The following is a 19,167-nucleotide window of genomic DNA, read 5'->3' on the forward strand; positions in this document are numbered from 1 at the left end:
AGGAGCTGGCTTGCCAGCGAAGACGGCAGCAGCTTCACCCTCGCATCGCCAGCAAGCCGGCTCCTACAGATGTGTGTCGCGCCGCAAACCCGACATACATCCGCAAAACCTGTAGGTGCTGGCTTGCCAGCGAAGACGGCAGCAGCTTCACCCTCGCATCGCCAGCAAGCCGGCTCCTACAGATGTGTGTCGCACCGCAAACCCGACATACACCCGCAAAACCTGTAGGAGCTGGCTTGCCAGCGAAGACGGCAGCAGCTTCACCCTCGCATCGCCAGCAAGCCGGCTCCTACAGATGTGTGTCGCGCCGCAAACCCGACATACACCCGCAAAACCTGAGCTGCCAAGTGCAACGAGGCTGCGATCTTTTAAAAGCCAGATCAAAAGATCGCAGCCTACGGCAGCTCCTACGGGAGCAACGGCCTGACGCCCGCTTAACCTGTCACCCTCCCCCCCTCACAAACCGGTTACGCCCCAGCGCCTTGGCGTTATAAAGCGCCTGGTCTGCCACCTCGATCAAGCCTTGCAGAGGGTCCAGCTGGGACCCCGTGGCTGCAGCAATCCCGATGCTCACCGTCAGCCGTCCGAACGGGCTGGAGTGGTGCGTTATATTCTCATGCTGCAAACGGTCAAGGATAAGTTGCGCCACCGCCGCGGCACCGTCACTGTCGGTGTCAGGCATGATGATGCCGATCTCCTCTCCGCCATAACGTGCCACCAGATCGGATGGTCGCCTTACGCACGCCTCGAAAATCCTGCCAACCGTCTGCAGGCAGGCGTCTCCAGCCACATGCCCGAGCGAGTCGTTGAAGCGCTTGAAGTAGTCGATATCAATCATGAGCAATGCCAGCGTCGTTCCCTCACGCTGTGCTCGCCGGGCTTCCATGGCAAGGCTCTCATCGAAGCAGCGCCGATTGGCCAGACCGGTAAGGGCATCCTTCATCGCAATCAGCTCAAGTTGCCGATTAGATGAGAGCAACTGCTGCTGGGCCCCGCGCAACTGATCCTCGGCCCGGGTACGCCGACGGATATCCAGGATCAGGAACCAACCGATGAGACCGGTCAGTCCCAGCAGCCCCGTCACCACCACCGCGGACAGCAATGCCTCCGTTCGCCACGCGGCGAGGACTTCGTGCTTGCCGAGTGCCACAGTCGTGACCAGCGGCAGCTGATCACTCTGGCGAAAGGCGTATAGCCGCTCCACGCCGTCCAGGCTGGAGGTAAACGACGCGGTGCCGACTGATCGATCGACGAGGTACTTGGCGAAGATGGGGGACCTGGAAAAGTTGCGCCCCATGTCCTGTTCGCGAAAAGGATAACGAACCAGCAGCGTACCGTCGGTATAGGACAAGCCGATAGCGCCCTCCTGCCCGACGTCGATCTTGCCAAACAGGCGCAGGAAGTTTTCCACCCCCAGGGTGACCGCCACTACGCCGGCAAACTCGCCGCGAGGATCATTGAAACGACGGCTGACGGTGATCACCCATTCGTGATTGGTACGGCTCTGGATGGGCGGACCGATAAAGATCTCGCGGGAGGGATCGTCGCGGTGATGAATGAAATAGGCACGATCAGCGCTGTTCGCCCCGGCGGGAATCGGCCGGTTCGAGGACATCAACCAGCGACCCTGATCATCGTAGACCGTGATACCACTGAGCTGTGGCATCAGCGGCACCTGGCGATCGACCAATGCACTGAGCCGCTCAATCTGCGCAGGGCCGCTGCCTTCGGTTTCCAGGCGTTCGACAAGCCCGAGCAACAGCAGCGAGCTTTGCCGGACAATGCCTTCGGAGTAAGTCGCAAGTGCCTGGGTCAGGTTCAAGCCATGGACATCCACTTCCTCCAGAGCTTTATCTCGAGAGGCCACTACCTTCCAGACAGTCAGTGACGCCAGGGAGCAACCGATAACCAACAGCAAAAGCACAACAAGATGGGTATCACGCTTCACGTTACTACCTTATGGAAAGTCCGCTTTTCCGTTCCAGCGACTATTGGGCCAAGCCGATAGCGGCAGCCATTCGTCCTTGAACAAGGATACAAGTAGAGGTGAAACGCTGCAGCAAGTGATTATGAGGCACTGCTCAACGAAGCTGATTTCGACCCGTAACGAACGCTCAAAGGACAATTGAACTGAGGCAGCGGTATAGTTCCGCAAGTTAGATGCCGTATACCCTTCAAGATGACGCACCAGCGGAAAAGTCTGATCATGAACGGAAAAGCAGGTCGGCCAGCCACCTCGGATTGGGTCATACGTAGCGCTCAACCTGGCAGCGTGGAGCGCATCGAAGCATGGTTCGGCAGCCATGGCTACGACCCACATCGCCACGATACCTACTCGATCGGCCGCACCCTCGCTGGCGTGCAGAGTTTTCACTACAAGGGTGCGCTGTGCCACGGCGTGCCGGGCAACACACTTGTGCTGCACCCTGACGAAGTCCATAACGGCATGGCGGGCACTGATGCGGGTTTTCGCTACCGCATGGCCTACATCGATCCGGCGCTTATTCAAAACGTTCTCGGCGGTGAGCCGTTGCCCTTCATTGCTGGCGGACTGTCATGCGACCTGCGTCTGTACCGCGCCAGTGAAGCCTTCGTGCAGGCCCTGGATCATCCTCTGGAAATTCTTGAGGAGCAGGACGCCTTATACGACCTGGCGATGGCGTTGCGTGCGGTCGGTGGCAAGCCACGCGGCCGCAAACGCCTCGATTACCGCTCGGCCGAGCGCGCGAGGGCGTTCATCATGGAGCACCTTCACCAGGGCATTACACTGGAGATGCTGGAACAGGCCAGTGGACGCGAACAGTGGAGTCTGTCACGGGACTTCCGGGCACTGTACGGCACCAGTCCCTACCGCTTTGTCACGCTTCGGCGCCTGGACAGTTTTCGTCGGCTGATCCTCGATGGCTTCACCCTGGTCGATGCCGCCCTGGCCGCAGGCTTTCACGATCAGAGCCACATGACCCGGCACTTCACTCGCAGCTACGGCGTGTCGCCTTTGCGCTGGCTTGAACGCTTGCGTTCCACCTGCTGACTTGCAGGATCTTACAAGAACTGCATGCTTTTGGTTCGATAGGCTGACGGCTTCAACTACAGAGGATCCGTCATGTCCGACTTCACTCAGCAACGCGCATCACACCCTGTGAACCTGGCCCAAAAGGCTTCGCTGATCGAGCAACAGTGGAGCCCAAGGGTCGTCGCAGAAATGAACGACTACCAATTCAAGGTCGTGCGAATCGAAGGTGAATTCGTCTGGCACTCGCACCCACAGACGGATGAAGCATTCCTGGTGCTCGAAGGCATTTTGCGCATCGACCTGCCGCAGGGCTGCGTTCATGTACACCCGGGCGAATTGTATGTCGTGCCTCGTGGCATGCAGCACAGGACAGCAGCGCACGGAGAAGCGAAAATCATGATGATCGAGCCGCGAGGGGTTCTGAATACCGGTCACGAAGGGGGTGAGCGGACGGCTTTGAACGACGTCTGGATTTGATTATTCGTGTTCACAAGACAAACGATAAATCCAGATACCTGGCATCGCACTTTACGATGCCAGCACCTGGCAGGTGACGTGCCGGCGCTCTTCATCGTGGCGGTTGCCTTGGCCATCTTGACGCCCCGCTCGCCATTGGCCGCTCGGCCCGGGACACACAATGGGGCCTGAGAGCAGGCATGAAATGACTTTCATCCCGGGTATGCTCACTTGGAGTTTCTGAGAAAATCCCCTGATCGACCCCGGCCAAGGGTCGATCAGTGCGCTTGGGTGCCGACGCGACGGCTGATATCTTTCCCGCGCACCAAATCGCGTCCAATCGACGCTGAACCCATCAAGGAAGATAAAAACAATGAAAATAGTATTCATCGCTTCGCTGGGAATTTTATCGCTGACGCAAACTTCACTGGCCTTCGCGGAGAATGCCAATGGAAAAAATCTCTATCTACAGCGATGCAGCATGTGCCACGGAACAGATATCAAGGCAACAGGACCACTGGCCAATAAAAGCAATCCGCCTACGCCTGATCTGACATCCTCCGCTTTCAAGAAACGATTGAATGATTATCCGGGCGTGATTGTCTCTTCGATAATACTTCGCCCAAATGGCGACTTGATTCCAAGAACCTTGCGCGAGAATGGTGTAAAGCTATCGCCGCATGCATGGAGCGTTAAGGATCTGCGCGATTTGAATCAATACATGGGCGATGTGATTTCACAAAAACGATGATCTTTAAAGTGCCGCGCCACGGCTTCGGCTGGCCACCTGCGCGACCGCACTCACCATTGCAACTCAGTCTTGCGTCGGCGCAGTTGCGCGGGCGCCGGGCGCTCGCACGGCAGAAACCGGCCGCGACCCGCCTCACCGCGCGGCGCGCCGTCCCAGACCACCTCACCGCGAGACAGGGTCATGGCCGGCCAGGCGCTCAGCGTCATGCCGGCGTAAGGCGTGTAATCGACGTTGTGGTGCAGCATTTCGTTGCGCAGGTGCACCGACTCACCTTCGTTCCAGATCACCAGGTCGGCATCGGCACCAATGGCGATGCTGCCCTTGCGCGGATACAACCCATACATCCTGGCGGCATTGGTGGAGGTCAGCGCGACAAAGCTTTGCGCGGTGATGCGCCCAGTGCGCACGCCTTCGGACCAGAGCAGCGCCATGCGGGTTTCGACACCGGGAATGCCGTTGGCGATCTGGTCGAACGACACCTCTTCTCCGTGGGCCTTCTTGCCATTCGGGCCATCGAAGCGAAAGGGTGCGTGGTCTGACGAGAAAATCTCGAACGAGCCGTTCTCCAGGCCATCCCAGATCACCTGCTGGTTTGCCGCATCGCGCGGCGGCGGGCTGCAGATGCACTTGGCTCCTTCGAAGCTGTCGTCACACCCCAGAGAGTCGGCGGTCAGGAACAGGTACTGCGGGCAGGTTTCGGCGTACACCTTCAACCCCTGGCTCTGGGCCCAGCGAATCTGCTCCACGGCCTCGCGACCCGACACGTGCACGATCAGGATCGGCACGTCCACCAGCTCGGCAAGGGCGATGGCACGATGGGTGGCTTCGCGTTCCACCAGCATCGGCCGCGACGCGCTGTGGTAGCGCGGCGCAGTCAGCCCGGCCGCCAGTAGTCGCTCGGTAAGCCAGGCGATGCAATCGCTGTTCTCGGCGTGGAGCATCACCATGGCGCCCTCACGGCGCGCGACCGACAACGTCTCGAGAATCTCCCGGTCGCCCAGCTTCAGCGCATCGTAGGTCATGTAGATCTTGAACGATGTATAGCCTTCCGCAATCAGGGCCGGCAGTTCTTCACGCAGCACCTGCGGGGTGGGGTCGGTGACGATCAGGTGGAAGGCATAATCGATCACCGGCTTGTTACCCGCCCGGCGATGGTAGTCATCGACGGCAGAGCGCAGGCTTTCGCCCTTCTGCTGGCAGGCGAACGGGATGACGGTGGTGGTGCCGCCGCAGGCCGCCGAGACCGTGCCGCTGAAGAAGTCATCAGCCATCACCGAGCCGTCGCCAGTCGGCTGGTCGAGGTGCACATGGCTGTCGATGCCACCGGGGGTGACATGCCGGCCTGCCGCGTCGATTTCCTGGAGACCTTGCGGCAGGTCCAGGCCAAGGGAGACGATGCGCCCATCACGAATACCGATATCGCTGGTGAACGTGTCTGAGGCGGTTACCACGCGGGCGTTGCGAATCACCGTATCAAAAGGTTGCATATCAGGCCTCTTGCAGAAGTAACCGGCCCCAGCCGGTCAGGCGGCGCGTGTCTTCAATCAGGTTCGTTCAAGCCACGCACGGGCGATTTCTTCCCGCGTAGCAAACCAGACACCGCCGTGTTGCCTGGCATACTCAATGAATTGCTTGATCGCCCTTACTCGCCCCGGACGGCCCACCATGCGTGGATGCAGCCCGATCGACATCATGCGTGGCCCTTCAGCCGACTCCTCGTAAAGGACCTCAAAGCTTTCTTTCATGTATTCGAAAAAGTCCGATGCCTGCGACAACCCCGGAGAATTCCAGTAGCGGAAATCGTTCACGTCAGCGGTATAAGGCACCACGAGGTGACGCTTGCCCTCGACCTCGACAAAGTAGGGAACATCGTCGTTGTAGGCATCGGAGTCGTAGAGAAAACCGCCCTCTTCAGCGACCAGCCGACGGGTATTGACGCTGGCGCCATAGCGGCAATACCAGCCGACCGGACGCTTGCCGCAGGTGCGTTCGAATGATTCGATGGCCAGGCGCATGTGTTCACGCTCCTGTTCTTCGGTCAGGCGAAACACTTCCTCCCAGCGATAGCCGTGACTGCAAATTTCATGACCACCTGCAACTGCAGCGCGTGCAACATCAGGGTTCTGCTCAAAGGCCACTGCGCAGGCATGAAAAGTCGCGCGAACCGATTGCTGGTCGAGAATATCCAGGATTCGCCAGATCCCGACGCGAGAACCGTACTCGTACATCGATTCCATCGCCAGATTGCGTGTGCCGTCGGGTATTGAATAGCTGCCCCATTCGGTCATGGATTCCTGGTCCGGGTCGCCCATGGCGAGCGAGCGTTCGGAGCCTTCTTCGTAGTTGATCACCAAACTGATGGCCAAACGTGCGCCATTCGGCCAGGTGCCTTGTGGGCGTTGTCTACCGTAACCCACTAAATCGCGTGCAGGTGAAACCATCGGGATATTCTCCTGAAGTGACGGGTTTTATAAGTGCGTGGCGAAAGTCGCGACTTAGCAGTCGATATCTTTCAGCCGGTCATGGTTGAAGGTGCTGTCCGATTGCCACTCGCTGAAGGCCAGCCCCATGGCCAGGGTTTGGGCAATACAGAACGAAGCGGTGAGCGAGCGAAAGCCCAGTAATTCGGCGTCGTTGACCTCAATCACCGTATCGGCCATTTGCCCGATAGGGCTCAGAACGCTGTCAGTGATCGCCACCAGCGTCACGCCTGCTTCCCGCGCCTGACGACAAGCCTCGACGGTGTCCTTGGCGTACGGCGGAAAGCTGACGGCTATCAACAAATCATCATCGGCAATGGCGCTGACCTGCTCCGGCAACGTGCCGCCAGCACCGCTGATGTGCACGGCTCGCCGGCCGACACGACTCAATGCGTAGCTCAGATACGCCGCCACCGGAAAGGCACGGCGCATGCCGATGACGAACGTAGTGCGCGCGACTTGCAGGTGGGCGATGGCGGCTTCGATATTGGCCTGCTCGCCGCCTTCGGCCAGGTGTTCCAGGGAAACGATATTGGCCTGGCTGAACTCACGCAGAATCCCGCCGACGTCACTCGGGTCCTCCAGCAACGTCTCACCGCCGTAGTGCCGAATACGCTCGCTGTGAGTGTCGGCTGCCTGTTGCAGCGGTGCACGGAACAGCCGCTGCAAATCCTTGAAACCTGCAAAGCCAAGGGCCTGGGCCAGCCGAATGTAAGCGGAAGGCGCGATGCTCGAGCGCTTACCCAGTTCGGCCACCGTGTTGAGTGCGATCTCATGCGGGTTGTCGATCAGGAATCGGGCAGCATCGCGCAGACGACCGGTCAGTTGTTCGTGCTGGGCCGCTATACAGTCACGCAGCTCTGCAAGGGTTTCAGGTAAGGCCATAGTGAAGGCTCGTAAAATTGGAAGTGTGTGCGCCTGTCAACGCAACGCAGTGATTGCTTGATCAAGCGCAGTGATGAGGCGGTCGACTTCTTCCAGCGTGTTGTAATGCGCCAACGACACCCGCACTACCCCGCCAAACTGGCCTAGCCCAAGGGCTTCGATAAGTCGCCGCGCATAGAAGTCACCAAAACGAATGCCAATGCGGTGCTCATCGACGCTACGCACAACAGCCTCTGACTGAACGCCCTCAACCACGAAACTGATCGTTGGCACTCGATTGTGGGTATTCGCTTTACCAATGATCCGAACGCCCTCGCGCTGGCGCAAGAATGCCAGCAGACGCTCGGCGAGCAAATCCTCCTGCACCTCGAAGGCATCGAACGCAGCCTGCATGCACTTGCGCTCGCTGCCCTGTGCGCCAAGCCGGGTGCTGATGTCGAGCAAATAGTCGGTAATACCAATGCAACCGAATGACAACTCGTAGTTGACGTTGCCCGGCTGCAATTTGTAAGGGACCACATCCTGACCGATAAAGAAGTGGTTAAGGCTCGGCAACTCCAGCAACAGATAGCGACGCCCCCAGAGCACGGCAAAGTGCGGGCCGAATGTTTTATAGAAGCTATAGACGTAGAAGTCGGCGCCGCTCGCCTGCACATCCACCAGACGATGTGGCGCATAAGCGACGGCGTCAACGCACAGTTTCGCACCCACCGCATGGACACGCCGCGCAACCTCGGCGACTGGATTGACCGAGCCGAGAATATTCGAGGTGTGGGTCATGGCCACATAACGGGTTTTGTCATTGAGCAAGACCTGCAGGTCATCCAGCTCCAGCTCACAACTGTCGAGATTGACCTTCCACACGCGCAAGGTCGCACCACGGCTTTCGCACAGTTTGACCCATGGACCGATGTTGGCCTCATGATCGCAATTGGTGACGATGATTTCATCACCTGGGACGATTGACGGGGCAATGGCGCGACACAGTATTTGCAACAAGTGGGTGGTCGAGCCGCCCATGATCACTTCTTCGGGGTGCTCGGCGTTGATCAACTGCATGACCGAGTGGCGCGCCTGCATCACTCGCTCGCCAGCGGCAACGGAAGGTTGGTAGGAAGCACCCAGTTGCACACTGTTGTTCAGCAGGTAATCACAGACCCGCTCGGCCACCGTGTTCAGTACCATCGAACCACCGGCGTTATCCATGTAGGCATAACCATCGGCCAGACCTGGAAACTGCTTGCGAACGTAATCGATATCGAGAGGATTCACTCTACTTTCTCCAGCCGGATTCAATGGTGCAGGATGGCCTGAAGGAACGCTTTTGTACGAGGTTCCTTAGGTGCGGTAAAAAACGGTTCAGGGATGTTCTGCTCAACAATGCGGCCACTTTCCATGAAGATCACCCGGTCGGCGACCCGCCGGGCAAAGCCCATTTCGTGAGTCACCACGACCATCGTGACGCCGGAGCGAGCAAGGTTCTGCATGACATCGAGTACTTCGCCGACCATTTCCGGGTCCAGTGCCGAAGTCGGTTCGTCGAACAGGATTGCGCGAGGTTCCATGGCCATGGTGCGGGCAATGGCAACACGCTGCTGTTGGCCACCGGACAATTGGCTCGGGTATTTATGCGCGTGATCGCCCATGCCGACCTTCACCAATAGCTCCTTGGCCCTGGCGTGCGCATCACGCCGGCTCAGCCCGCGAACACGGATCGGCGCCAGTGATACGTTGTCGAGAACAGTGAGATGTGGATAGAGGTTGAAGCTCTGAAACACCATACCCACTTCGCTGCGGATGGCGGCCAGTCGCGGACCGTTTTCAACACGCTCGCCGGCCACGCGGATATGGCCTTGCTGGTAGTTCTCAAGCAGGTTGATGCAACGGATCAAGGTCGATTTACCCGAGCCGGACGGGCCAAGAATGACCACCACTTCACCTTCTTCAACCTGCAGGTTGATATCGCTCAACGCTTTGAAATTGCCGTAGTACTTGTCGAGCTTTTCGATGTCGATCAACGTGCTCATGCGGTTTTTCCTCCAGAGGCATTACGACGCTCAACCCAGCTGACCATCTGCACCAGCGGCAGCAGCAGCAAGAGGTACAGCAAGGCTGCCCCAACCAGCGGTGTCGGGTTAGCTGCCAGTGCCTGCGCCTGGGTTGCCTGCTTCAGCAAGTCAGGCATCGCTACGACTGAGGCGAGCGCCGTGTCTTTCATCACGTTGATGCAATTGCTGGTCATGGGCGGCATCACGATGCGGATAGCCTGCGGCAAAACCACGTCACGCATGGTGTTGAAGAAACTCATGCCTTGAGAGGCCGATGCTTCGAACTGGCCACGGGGAATGGCCTCGATGCCCGAACGAAAAATCTCCGCGCTGTAGGCGCATGAGACAAGCGAGAGCGCACTGGCAGCGGCCGCAAAAGACGACAGACGAATGCCGACAAAAGGCAGCGCGTAGTAGATGAGTACCAGTAAAACCAGCAGTGGAATGGAGCGCATGATATCGATGTAGATACGTGCAAGCGCTCGAACAGGTGCGTAGGAGTACAACCGCAGCAATGCCAGCAATAGCCCGCCCACCAGGCCCAGGGCAATGCTCACCACCCCAAGCAAAATGGTCACGCCCAAACCGCGCATCATCAGCGGAAGCGAATCGACGAGCACGTTCCAGTTGAAGAATGTCTGCAAAAGATCCATGGGATACCTCGGTCAATACAAGTGGCGAACAGGCGTCGCCACTTACATGCATCATCAGCAGGGCTTACTTGAGGACGGCGGTCACTTTCATGGTGCTCGAGTCTTGATTGGCGTCGGCGCCGAACCACTGTTTGTGGATTTTCCCCAGGGTGCCGTCTTCTTTCATCTTGCTGATGATGTCGTTGACCTGATCGCTCATCGCCCAACCTTTGGCGTGCATCAGCGAGTAGCGTTCACCCGTGGGAATACGCGCCACGATGGAATATTGCGGTTTGTCCTTGATGTAGTAGAGCACCGCCGGGATGTCGCTGAGGTAGCCATCGATTCGTCCGGAAGCCAGATCGAGCATGGCCGGCGATAGCCCTTCATAGCGCGAGACATCGGCGAACTTGTACTCGTCCTTGTGTTGGCCGATCCACATGTCACCGGTAGAGCCAGTGTCGACACCCACCACCTTGTCGTTCATGTCGGCCAGGCTCTTGACCTTGGAAGTGGTCAGTGCGGTGAGCGACTGGTCGCTGTCGAAGTACGGCTGCGCAAAGGCTACCGACTCCAAACGTTTAGGGGTAATAGTGATTGAAGAGATGGCGATTTCAACACGTTTGGATTGCACGGCACTGAACAGGCCGTTGAAGGGAATATTGACGAACTCGACGCTTTTTCCGGCGCGCTTGGCCACCTCTTTTACAACATCGACTTCGAAGCCGACGAACTCACCTTTGGAATCCTGAAACTCCCAGGGCACGTTGCCAACGTTAGCACCTACGGTCCAGTCCGCGGCCCAGGCTGGCAGTGAAACTGCGGCGGTCATGAACAATCCCAACATCACTTTCGCTTTCATGTTTGCTCCCGATTGTTTGTTTTTTTAGGTGCTAACAGCGGTTGATCTCGTACAACGTGGGATCGAGAGTAAATCAATGAATTATTTAATTCAATACCGTATGTCAGTGAATTTTTTGCTCCGCAGCCATTTTCAGTTTGCCTTGAGCGCCACGTCCAAAGGGAATCAGCTATCAAGGCTGACGCCAAAGCTGTGGTGTGAGAATGCCTCGATGGAGGCCTCTTCACGGGTTTCGACTTTATGAGCGTCTGCTGGCGAGCAGCCGATCGACTGCTCAAGGTCGCGAGTACACTGGCGGACCTTGAACAAGCCGACGGGATCAGACGCGAACATTTGGCCGAGGGGCTGCAATGTCGGCCGACAATGCTTACCCCTTGGTCAGATCAACCAACGGCGTCTGCCGCACCTCAGTCTCCCGCCCACCCTGAATATCGCTCACCTGCTTCAAGGCCTTATCCACAGCCGCCTTATCCGCCAACAAGCTGTAGCTGATGCGGAACTGCTTGTGTTCCTTCGGCCCGATTGTGGGTACCAGGTTCAGTGGCCGCTGATAACGGCGGTTGTAGGAAAAACTTGTCCCCGGCTCCAGCCCCGTGACATAGCCCTGGCCTTGGGTATCGGTGTTTTTCCACAGGGAAAACACCGGCAGTGTCTGAGTATTGAAGCCGACCGAAACGCCCAGGCTGCCGGCCTTGTCATGCAACACGGTCAACGTATCGCCCTTGGCATCGGCATACGGCACCACGTTGTAAACCGTTTCGTCGTAGTCCTTGGTCGGTGCGCGGTAGGTTTGCCAGTCGGGCAGATCACCCTTGGCCTTGTCGTTGAACGGCGACACCTGTTTCACCGGCGCGGCGAAACGAGCGCCCTGCTCCAGGAACGGGGTGCTGAAGTTACTGTGATACAGCGCCTGGTATTCCTTCGGATAGTCACCGTTGTTGGTCAGGGTGTCGTTGAGGGCGAACACTACGCTGCCGGGTTCGGTGACCAGTTCGGTCGCGACGGAGAAGTCGACCTTCTTGAACGCCTGCTCCTTGAGTTCGCCGCGCAGGGTGATGGCGTACGGTGGTTTTTCATCGATGTGCAGGGTGACTTTGTTCGCAGGAATATTGGCGGCCCGACCGTGCAGGGTCAGCAGTTCGCCGTTGTCGACGCCTGGGTGGCCGACCCATTCGTATCCGCAGCGGGTGACCAGCTCATTGAAGCCTTCCAACCAGCCCAGACCACCGCGGCCATTGAGTTCGATGAAGGACGGATTGACCACTTCCTTGACCGGCGAATCCCAGCCCATCCTCACATCGCCTACCGAGGCCTGCAAGACGTTCATTCCGCGAGTCGGCACTACCGAGAGTTTCATCGTGCCGTTATCGATGTCGACGATGCTGACGCCCTCCTGCCGCCCGCCATGCAAGGTGCGCAGGGTGACGCTGAAGGGTTTGTCGGTTTTTACGCCGAGTTGCTGGCTGGTGATCTGCCAGTTTTGGGCGGCTTTGTCAGTGTCGAGCAGAACGTAGTCCCAGGCCATGGCGTGGGAGGCAGCGGACATTGCGCTGAGGGCAACAAAGAGTTTGAGCGGGGTCATGGCAGCAGCCTTTCTTGGAGTTGTGGCATTTTTATAGACTTGAAGAAACGTTTCAGCAAGCTTAAAAAGCGACATAAAGTGGGAATAGCGCGTTTTTTTCAGGTCTGCCCTGGGCATCGGGCCGTCACAAACCTGTCACCCCTGCACGCTACCCTCCCTGCTCTCGCGCACTTCACTCCGACATAAAGCCTCACTACAAGGTGCCAGCCAAGGTGTCCTCAACTCCGTCCTGCCAGCAAATCATCCTCAGGTCCAACGACATGCGCAGCGATGACTTCGGCGCGCTGTTCGCGAAAATGTTCGGTAATCGCTATTCCGATACTCCGCCCTTGCCCTCGAACATCATCATCGGCGGCGTCTACGGCCGGCACGAGGGTGTCAGCTTTCGCCGCATGCATTACCGTGGCGACTTCTCGGTGGTCTTTCCCGATCCCCAGGACGAAATCACCTTCGTCATTCCTACCGCCGGCAAAATCATCTTCAATCACCTCTGCGAGTCGGTAGGTGATTCACAGGTCGGGCTGGCAATCGACAAATCAGATATTCGTTCGATGCGTTTTATCGACAATCACGCGCAGCACGGGATGTCGATAAAGCGTGCGATGCTCACAGAACGACTGTCGACGCTATTGGGCAAGCCAATTGTTGAACGGTTGGTGTTCGAGCCTGTGGTTGATTTGAAGGTCTCGATTTTCCAGGGCCTCAAGGCATTGATCGATCTGGCCACCGGCGCCGAGTTCGATGTGCTGATCAACACCGGAACACTGATGCCATCGCGGCTGCGAGAGATGTTGTTGGACGCGGTGCTGGAATCCTGGCCGCATAATTTCACCCAAGCCCTGAGGCAGCCTGCTCCGTTGATCGCGCCACGGCATGTGAAGCTGGCGGTTGAGCACATTCAGGCGCACCCCGAGCATCTGCTCAGCGGAACGGATCTGGCCCGATTGACCCATGTCAGCCAGCGAGCACTGCAGGAAGGTTTCCGGCGATTCGTGGGGAGCTCGATTGTGGCGTACCAGCGGCAGGTGCGTTTGCAGCGCGCCCACGAAGCGCTCGCCCAACGCGATTCGCCTTCCGTGACTGAAGTGGCGCTGCGATTGGGCTTCAGCAATGTCGGCAGGTTTTGCCAGTATTTCCAGAGCGCCTATGGCATCAGCCCCGCAGAACTGAAATCAGGACTGCGCACGCGAGCGCGGCACTAAGGCTCCGGCCGCCAAACGATAGCGGCCCGAACCCGAAGTGTTTCCCTAGAACAGATAACTGGCCTTGAGCCCGCCGCTGTAGCCGTGGCTGTCCCCGCCACCGCTCGCCCCCACTTCGGCACCCACGCTCAACGCGCCGAGATTGGCCATGAGGTTGACCCCTGCGGTGAACTGGTCGCGGTTATCGAACGCGGCGCGCTGCTCTATATCCAGGCCCAGCAGGTGCCCTTCGCTGTCGACCTGATGATCGCCGAGCACATGCTCATAGCCCACCTGGACACCCGGCACCAGTTGCCAGGCGCCCATGCCGATCGGGGCGAATGCAGCGTTGAGGTTGGCCACGGCACTGCGGCGAGTTTCGTCAATGCTGTCGACGTCGAGGGCCAGCTCACTGCCTTTCTCCTGGAAACCCGACAAGTTCAGATGGCTGATGCGCACGCCGAGGCTCGGTTCGAGCGTCACGCCGCTGACCGGCACACGGTAGCCCAGTGCCAGGGTTGCTCCAGTGAGATTGCCATGGCTTTCGCCCTTGGCGGTGCCGAGGCCGCCGCCGAGGTCGCGCTTGCTGGCGTAGTCGATGTAGCCGGCGCTGGCGTCGGCGTCGACGAACAACCCGCGTTCCAGACCGTCCGGCGCGAAGCGTGCGCCCATGCTGAAAAAGCTGAAGTCGGTATCCGCCTCGCCACCCGCGCCGCCGACGTTGCCCTTGCTGTAGCCGAAGCCGGCATGGGCGCTCAGTTGTTCGGAGAAGCGCTGGGTCAGGCCGACCATCATGCCTTGGCTGTGCTCGTTGCTGCTGGAGGCTTGGGACGAACCATCGGTGCCCAGGTAGCCCGCCAATGCGGTGGACCACAAGCGGTACTGGCCGACCTTGAGGTCCGTGCCACTGGCAAACGGCGCAGCCGCCTGTTCGATCATCGCGCCCTGACGCAGCAGGTAACTCGCCGCGTCGGCGTGCACCTGACCGCCGACCGTGGACTGGACGCCCGCCAGGTCGCCCGCATCGATGGCCGACTGCAGATAGTAGTTGTAGTCGCTGTAAGTGCCCGAGAGGCTGCTGTTCTGCAGCTGTTGCAAAAGCTGCGCGCCGGCGGCGGCGTTGCCAAGCAGACCCGCCTGGCCGGGCAGACTGTTGAAGTAGACCATCTTGCCGCGCAGCACATGGATCGTCTCCTGGGAAAGACCCAGGCCTTGCTTGAGGTAGTTGTCCATGCTGCCGTACTGCGCGGTCACCTCGTCCAGGCCGGCTTGCAAGTAGCTGGCCTCGACGCCGAGCAGCGGCGCATAAATGGCCGCCATCGCCGGCGGCATACTCGCCAGGGTCGCCGCTACGCGCGCGGCGGTGTAGTCGTTGGTGGCCAGGTAATTACTCATGATGGTGGCACTGTCGACCCCGGCAATGCTCAGCAACACGGCGGCGGTCCAACCGGTTCGGTCCTTGCCGGCGGTGCAATGGAACAACGCGGCACCGTCGACACTGGCCAGTTCATTGAACAGCCTGGTGAACTGGCTGCGCATCCCGGCGTCACTGACAAACGCCCGGTTGGTCTGCTCCATCATCGCGATGGCATCGGCTGCACTCTTGAACGAGACCGTGGTGATGTTCGAACCGGATGTGGTGCTGCCGATGATGTCGATGTTTTCGTAGCTCGCCCCGGTGAGCATCGTGTCGGGTGTGCCGGCAATCTCACTGGGGGTGCGCAGGTCGTAGACGGCCTTGATGCCCAAGGAATTCAGCGTAGCCAGATCCGCGGCAGACGGGGTCAGCGCGTTGGAACGATAGAACACCCCGCTGCGCATCGTGCCATCCCGGGCCGTGGAGTAGGCGGTGGTAACCCCCGCGAGATCACGGAAGTTGTCAATGCTGCGCAGGTGGGGAGTCTCGAGGACGTTAGTCACGGCGGCTTGGGCAGTAGCGATGGACAGAGTCAAAACGGACAGCGAACACAGAAGACGTGGAAACACAGTTCAGCCTCATTGATCAAGCGATGGGCTGGCTACTATCTGCAATGAAGTAATACCGAATATGACAGATTGCGCTCGGACGAAAATCGGTGCGTGATTGGTCCGCCGGGTTCGTTTTTTGTCCGAGGGGTTATCGCCAGCCGTTGGCAGCTATGAATCCTGCTCGCCCCGGTATATCGACGGAATGTCGGTAACGCAGGCTTGCCTTAATATGAGCGTCATCCTGATGCCTCATGGGTGATGAATGGGGAAACTACCAAATCGCCCGGCCTCAGCCAACGACAGCTTGAGCCAGGCTTGCGGCGAAATAATCGATGCCACCCAAGGGTTTGATTCGAGCAAGACAACGAAGCACTGAGATTATGGGCCAACGGCTTTCATGGTGCGCAGATTCAACCGGCCGATTTACTTTCCGCAGAAAACTGCCAAACGAACAACCAGCCCCATGAAAACCGCGATCATGCAGTCCTCTCATGAGCTTGCCGACTATCACTCGGCGCTTGAGCACGATCGTCAAGACTGTAGTCTCGTACGACATGGGCAATGCGCAGATGATAATCGTTGAAAACCTGCTTACGGCCTGCCAATTGGGCCGCACGATGCAGTTCAAGACCGCGCCACCGTTGGATAGCTTCTTCGTCACGCCAGAATGACAGCGACAGCACCTTTCCTGGCTCACTCAGGCTTTGGAAACGCTCCACGCAAATGAAGCCATCCAACTCTGCCAGCAAAGGTTTCAGTTCAGCAGCCAGGTCAAGGTAGCGCTGGTATTGCTCTTCGCGTGGCCAGGCTTCAAAGATAACGGCGATCATTGCTGAGTTTCCTGAGTGGGATGGAATTTAGGAATGCGCCCATTAAGGGACGGCAAATAACTCCACCGATACGATCGCGCAGAGGGGAAAGACTGGCGTTGCAACCACAGCAATATCGCTTCAGAGGCGATCGCCAACGCCAGTTGCTGACCTGGGCATTCATGTCGTCCTGAACCGAAACTGAAGGTTCGTCTTTTACTTCGCTTGAGCAGGAAGCTATCGGGGTCGGGGTTCAGGCAGGGATCTCGATTGGCTGAAGCGAGTAGCACTAGAACGGTATCCCCCGCTTCCAGGACGCTATCGCCAATCGTGCATCGCTTCGCAACGAATCGCCGGGTGTTTTGCACTGGCGAGTCGTAGCGCGCTACCTCGGCCACCAGTTCTGCGACGAGCATCGGCGTCGGTTGCCCGTCTTCAATCAGGTCAGGATTACGATGGAGCGCTACGAGGGTATTGCCAATCAAGCCTGCTGTGGCTTCACAGGTCTGTGACATCAAGCCGATCAGGTTAGCAATCAACGCTTCTGGATCTTCCCATTCAGCAGCTTTGCTTTCGCTGCGAATTCGAGTCAACAAAGCGCTATCACTTTCAGGGTCATTCAGCAGCGCGCTGAATACCTGGCCAAGTTGAATGGCTCCGGAATGGGCCTTATCGAGTTGCGTTTCATCGCTTAACGGCGATAGGCAGGCGACAAAATCCCGTGTCAGCTTCGCGACATCTTGCATTCGCGAGGATGGCAGACCTATCAAGGAGGCAATGACGCAAACCGGCAACGTGAACATCAACTCGTCCGTAGTTTCGAGCGACTTATCAAGTGTCGCGACCAGCCGTGACACAATGTCGGCGACGCCTTCCATCTCGATAGAGGCCAGGGCGGGCTCAAATGCCATCCTGGGACACCGGTGTCGTGCCCCTTCGTTCATGCGCATCAACCGACCGAAAACAAGTCCGGCGGCGCCCTGTGCAATGGCAGGAGGAATTGGCTCGTGGAGTGGACGCACTCGACAATCGGGATTCCCCAGAATGGCCTCGACCGCTGTGGCCCCACTCGCAATCCATAAACCAAGATCCGCATCGAAGAACAGTTCCTTCTGTTGCCTGAGGCGCGAGTAGTAACCATAAGGATCGTCATGGGTGGCTGCTTCTAATGGCGTCATTTTGGAGTCCTGTTAACAAAGAACAGTTACTATCGGACACCCTTCACGCTGACGATTCGCTCAGGAACGAAATATGGATTGCCAAGGCAATGAGCTTGCCCTTTCCCGGATCGCCGGCGCTATTGCGGAACCTGCGAGGACGAAAATGCTTTGCTCGCTGATGGATGGTCACGCGCGAACCAGTACCGAAATGGCCGTAATCGCCGACGTAAGTACCTCCACCGCGAGCGCGCATTTGGCCAGACTCAAGGAGGACGGGTTGCTCAAGCTGCACACGCAGGGACGGCATCGCTACTATAGTCTGGCGGACAAACAAGTGGCGCAAGCGCTTGAAGCCCTCATGGTGGTTAGCCAATCCGCGAACGCCAGGTTTGTTTCAACCGCCCCTAACCGATTGCAGTTTGCGCGTACCTGTTATGACCACTTGGCCGGAACCTTGGCGGTTCATCTGCATGATCATTTCATCGATTCAGGGTGGTTGATGGTGTCTGACGCGGGTGACCCTGTGTATCAGCTGACTGACAGCGGCGAAGCAGCGATGGTTGGTCTCGGTATGGAAATCGCGAAAGTAAGGGTACAGCGACGTCGTTTCGCTTGCTCATGCCTGGACTGGAGCATGCGGCGTCCTCATCTGGGTGGAGCGCTGGGAGCGGCTTTGCTACAGACAGCTCTAAACCGCAAGTGGGTTATCCAGGACCTTGATAGCCGGGCACTTGCATTGACGCCCAAAGGGCGAAAGGAGCTGTCTGGCCGATTTGGGATCACCGTTGAAAACCAGGAATAACGCATGTTTGCTGGATTCATGCGTTGTCCCTGACTCCATCGCGAGCAAGCTTGCTCCTACAGGAGGTTGCGGTTGGGCAAGGGACCAGTATCGACAGCCCTGACACCCAGGCTTTGATTGAATCGCAACAGATAGCCATCCGGATCCAGCACCAGGAAATTGAGCTCTCCATGCTCGCGCTCGTTATCGCGGTACCAGCACTCTTCAATGGGTCTGCGCAGTGCAATGCCGGCGCCTTCGATGGCCCTGGCCAAGGCGTTGGCATCCGCGCAGCGGATCGAAAGATTCATCCCTCGGCCATAGGGTGATTCCAGAGGACCAACCCGCCAGGGAGACGCCTGCAAGTCATCCTCTTCGAGCATCAATTGACTGCCCTGGAAAGACAGGAAAGCGAACTTGTGCTCAGGTCTTTCGTATTCAACCTGAAAGCCAAGTACCTGGCAGTAGAATGCCAGGCTGCGTTGCACGTCAGAGACAATCATCTCTGGAACCAATGGGTTCATCTTCATGAAGGGACTCCTTGTCGTTGTAGAACACC

The 19,167-nt window shown here is 58.2% G+C and carries 18 protein-coding genes and 2 pseudogenes; 7 read left to right on the forward strand and 13 right to left on the reverse strand.

Annotated elements, in window-relative coordinates:
* Window positions 1-442 precede the first annotated feature (442 nt).
* Window positions 443-1,948 carry a GGDEF domain-containing protein gene (locus SOP85_RS19290; protein WP_323627884.1) on the reverse strand — a complete coding sequence of 502 codons (1,506 nt, stop codon included), beginning with the start codon at window positions 1,946-1,948 and terminating at the stop codon, window positions 443-445.
* Between the two features lie 258 nt (window positions 1,949-2,206).
* On the opposite strand from SOP85_RS19290, the gene SOP85_RS19295 reads away from it, so the two are divergent.
* The 4 genes and pseudogenes from SOP85_RS19295 to SOP85_RS19305 all read left to right on the forward strand — a co-directional run bounded on the left by SOP85_RS19295 (window position 2,207) and on the right by SOP85_RS19305 (window position 4,220).
* Window positions 2,207-3,031: an AraC family transcriptional regulator gene (locus SOP85_RS19295; RefSeq protein ID WP_323627887.1), complete on the forward strand. Its 825-nt coding sequence runs from the start codon at window positions 2,207-2,209 to the stop codon at window positions 3,029-3,031.
* A gap of 72 nt (window positions 3,032-3,103) precedes the next feature.
* Window positions 3,104-3,490, forward strand: a complete 387-nt coding sequence (locus SOP85_RS19300) for a cupin domain-containing protein (RefSeq protein ID WP_323627888.1) — start codon at window positions 3,104-3,106, stop codon at window positions 3,488-3,490.
* Between the two features lie 63 nt (window positions 3,491-3,553).
* Window positions 3,554-3,661: pseudogene (locus SOP85_RS31415) on the forward strand (DUF6632 domain-containing protein); the annotation flags it as partial.
* A 181-nt stretch (window positions 3,662-3,842) separates the two neighbouring features.
* Complete coding sequence (locus SOP85_RS19305) at window positions 3,843-4,220, forward strand: c-type cytochrome (RefSeq protein WP_274076408.1); 378 nt, start codon at window positions 3,843-3,845, stop codon at window positions 4,218-4,220.
* A gap of 50 nt (window positions 4,221-4,270) precedes the next feature.
* Here the strand turns inward: SOP85_RS19305 and hydA are convergent, their stop codons facing one another.
* From hydA to SOP85_RS19340, 7 genes are all read right to left on the reverse strand, one after another.
* Complete coding sequence (gene hydA, locus SOP85_RS19310; RefSeq protein WP_323627889.1) at window positions 4,271-5,707, reverse strand: dihydropyrimidinase; 1,437 nt, start codon at window positions 5,705-5,707, stop codon at window positions 4,271-4,273.
* A 57-nt stretch (window positions 5,708-5,764) separates the two neighbouring features.
* Entirely contained in the window at window positions 5,765-6,661 is an 897-nt protein-coding gene (locus tag SOP85_RS19315; RefSeq protein ID WP_274076406.1) for an allantoinase PuuE, read from the reverse strand.
* A 54-nt stretch (window positions 6,662-6,715) separates the two neighbouring features.
* Entirely contained in the window at window positions 6,716-7,585 is an 870-nt protein-coding gene (locus SOP85_RS19320; protein WP_274076405.1) for a MurR/RpiR family transcriptional regulator, read from the reverse strand.
* Between the two features lie 36 nt (window positions 7,586-7,621).
* Window positions 7,622-8,857: a cysteine desulfurase-like protein gene (locus SOP85_RS19325; protein WP_323627890.1), complete on the reverse strand. Its 1,236-nt coding sequence runs from the start codon at window positions 8,855-8,857 to the stop codon at window positions 7,622-7,624.
* A gap of 20 nt (window positions 8,858-8,877) precedes the next feature.
* Window positions 8,878-9,612 (reverse strand): amino acid ABC transporter ATP-binding protein, encoded by a 735-nt coding sequence (locus SOP85_RS19330; RefSeq protein WP_274076403.1) that lies wholly within the window; start codon window positions 9,610-9,612, stop codon window positions 8,878-8,880.
* On the reverse strand, window positions 9,609-10,286 hold the full coding sequence (locus SOP85_RS19335) for an amino acid ABC transporter permease (RefSeq protein WP_027923846.1): 678 nt from the start codon (window positions 10,284-10,286) through the stop codon (window positions 9,609-9,611). Before SOP85_RS19335 ends, SOP85_RS19330 begins: the two co-directional genes overlap by 4 nt.
* Before the next feature lie 64 nt (window positions 10,287-10,350).
* On the reverse strand, window positions 10,351-11,127 hold the full coding sequence (locus SOP85_RS19340) for a transporter substrate-binding domain-containing protein (RefSeq protein WP_274076402.1): 777 nt from the start codon (window positions 11,125-11,127) through the stop codon (window positions 10,351-10,353).
* 252 nt (window positions 11,128-11,379) lie between these two features.
* On the opposite strand from SOP85_RS19340, the pseudogene SOP85_RS19345 reads away from it, so the two are divergent.
* A pseudogene (locus SOP85_RS19345) lies at window positions 11,380-11,496 on the forward strand (hypothetical protein); the annotation flags it as partial.
* Here the strand turns inward: SOP85_RS19345 and SOP85_RS19350 are convergent.
* The gene (locus tag SOP85_RS19350; RefSeq protein WP_323627891.1) at window positions 11,495-12,709 is read right to left on the reverse strand and encodes an aldose 1-epimerase family protein; all 1,215 of its coding nucleotides are present in this window, start codon (window positions 12,707-12,709) and stop codon (window positions 11,495-11,497) included. The pseudogene SOP85_RS19345 and the gene SOP85_RS19350 sit on opposite strands and share 2 nt — an antisense overlap.
* Before the next feature lie 260 nt (window positions 12,710-12,969).
* On the opposite strand from SOP85_RS19350, the gene SOP85_RS19355 reads away from it, so the two are divergent.
* Window positions 12,970-13,911, forward strand: coding sequence for a helix-turn-helix transcriptional regulator (locus SOP85_RS19355; RefSeq protein WP_323627938.1), 942 nt, complete (start codon window positions 12,970-12,972; stop codon window positions 13,909-13,911).
* A 45-nt stretch (window positions 13,912-13,956) separates the two neighbouring features.
* On the opposite strand, the gene SOP85_RS19360 is transcribed toward SOP85_RS19355, so the two are convergent.
* The 3 genes from SOP85_RS19360 to SOP85_RS19370 form a co-directional block, all read right to left on the reverse strand.
* The gene (locus SOP85_RS19360; RefSeq protein WP_323627892.1) at window positions 13,957-15,876 is read right to left on the reverse strand and encodes a tyrosine-protein phosphatase; all 1,920 of its coding nucleotides are present in this window, start codon (window positions 15,874-15,876) and stop codon (window positions 13,957-13,959) included.
* 458 nt (window positions 15,877-16,334) lie between these two features.
* Window positions 16,335-16,688: an antibiotic biosynthesis monooxygenase family protein gene (locus tag SOP85_RS19365; protein ID WP_274076399.1), complete on the reverse strand. Its 354-nt coding sequence runs from the start codon at window positions 16,686-16,688 to the stop codon at window positions 16,335-16,337.
* Window positions 16,685-17,845, reverse strand: a complete 1,161-nt coding sequence (locus SOP85_RS19370; RefSeq protein WP_323627893.1) for a cytochrome P450 — start codon at window positions 17,843-17,845, stop codon at window positions 16,685-16,687. The genes SOP85_RS19365 and SOP85_RS19370 overlap by 4 nt, the downstream gene beginning before the upstream one ends.
* A 73-nt stretch (window positions 17,846-17,918) precedes the next feature.
* Between SOP85_RS19370 and SOP85_RS19375 the strand changes: the two genes are divergently transcribed.
* A complete protein-coding gene (locus tag SOP85_RS19375; protein ID WP_323627894.1) occupies window positions 17,919-18,629 on the forward strand; it encodes an ArsR/SmtB family transcription factor in 711 nt (236 codons plus the stop codon).
* Window positions 18,630-18,685: 56 nt separating this feature from the next.
* Here the strand turns inward: SOP85_RS19375 and SOP85_RS19380 are convergent, their stop codons facing one another.
* Complete coding sequence (locus SOP85_RS19380) at window positions 18,686-19,138, reverse strand: bleomycin resistance protein (RefSeq protein WP_323627896.1); 453 nt, start codon at window positions 19,136-19,138, stop codon at window positions 18,686-18,688.
* Window positions 19,139-19,167: the final 29 nt, after the last annotated feature.

The organism is Pseudomonas sp. YuFO20, assembly GCF_035064975.1.
Taxonomy (GTDB): Bacteria; Pseudomonadota; Gammaproteobacteria; order Pseudomonadales; family Pseudomonadaceae; genus Aquipseudomonas; species Aquipseudomonas putida_AE.

Bases quoted from the DNA above. Each gene is read 5' to 3' on its own strand.
- SOP85_RS19295 (WP_323627887.1), top strand. From the start codon at position 2,207: ATGAACGGAAAAGCAGGTCGGCCAGCCACCTCGGATTGGGTCATACGT.
- SOP85_RS19355 (WP_323627938.1), top strand. From the start codon at position 12,970: ATGCGCAGCGATGACTTCGGCGCGCTGTTCGCGAAAATGTTCGGTAAT.
- SOP85_RS19300 (WP_323627888.1), top strand. From the start codon at position 3,104: ATGTCCGACTTCACTCAGCAACGCGCATCACACCCTGTGAACCTGGCC.
- SOP85_RS19365 (WP_274076399.1), bottom strand. From the start codon at position 16,688: ATGATCGCCGTTATCTTTGAAGCCTGGCCACGCGAAGAGCAATACCAG.
- SOP85_RS19340 (WP_274076402.1), bottom strand. From the start codon at position 11,127: ATGAAAGCGAAAGTGATGTTGGGATTGTTCATGACCGCCGCAGTTTCA.
- SOP85_RS19315 (WP_274076406.1), bottom strand. From the start codon at position 6,661: ATGGTTTCACCTGCACGCGATTTAGTGGGTTACGGTAGACAACGCCCA.
- SOP85_RS19335 (WP_027923846.1), bottom strand. From the start codon at position 10,286: ATGGATCTTTTGCAGACATTCTTCAACTGGAACGTGCTCGTCGATTCG.
- SOP85_RS19330 (WP_274076403.1), bottom strand. From the start codon at position 9,612: ATGAGCACGTTGATCGACATCGAAAAGCTCGACAAGTACTACGGCAAT.
- SOP85_RS19320 (WP_274076405.1), bottom strand. From the start codon at position 7,585: ATGGCCTTACCTGAAACCCTTGCAGAGCTGCGTGACTGTATAGCGGCC.
- SOP85_RS19375 (WP_323627894.1), top strand. From the start codon at position 17,919: ATGGATTGCCAAGGCAATGAGCTTGCCCTTTCCCGGATCGCCGGCGCT.
- SOP85_RS19370 (WP_323627893.1), bottom strand. From the start codon at position 17,845: ATGACGCCATTAGAAGCAGCCACCCATGACGATCCTTATGGTTACTAC.
- SOP85_RS19380 (WP_323627896.1), bottom strand. From the start codon at position 19,138: ATGAAGATGAACCCATTGGTTCCAGAGATGATTGTCTCTGACGTGCAA.
- hydA (WP_323627889.1), bottom strand. From the start codon at position 5,707: ATGCAACCTTTTGATACGGTGATTCGCAACGCCCGCGTGGTAACCGCC.
- SOP85_RS19305 (WP_274076408.1), top strand. From the start codon at position 3,843: ATGAAAATAGTATTCATCGCTTCGCTGGGAATTTTATCGCTGACGCAA.
- SOP85_RS19350 (WP_323627891.1), bottom strand. From the start codon at position 12,709: ATGACCCCGCTCAAACTCTTTGTTGCCCTCAGCGCAATGTCCGCTGCC.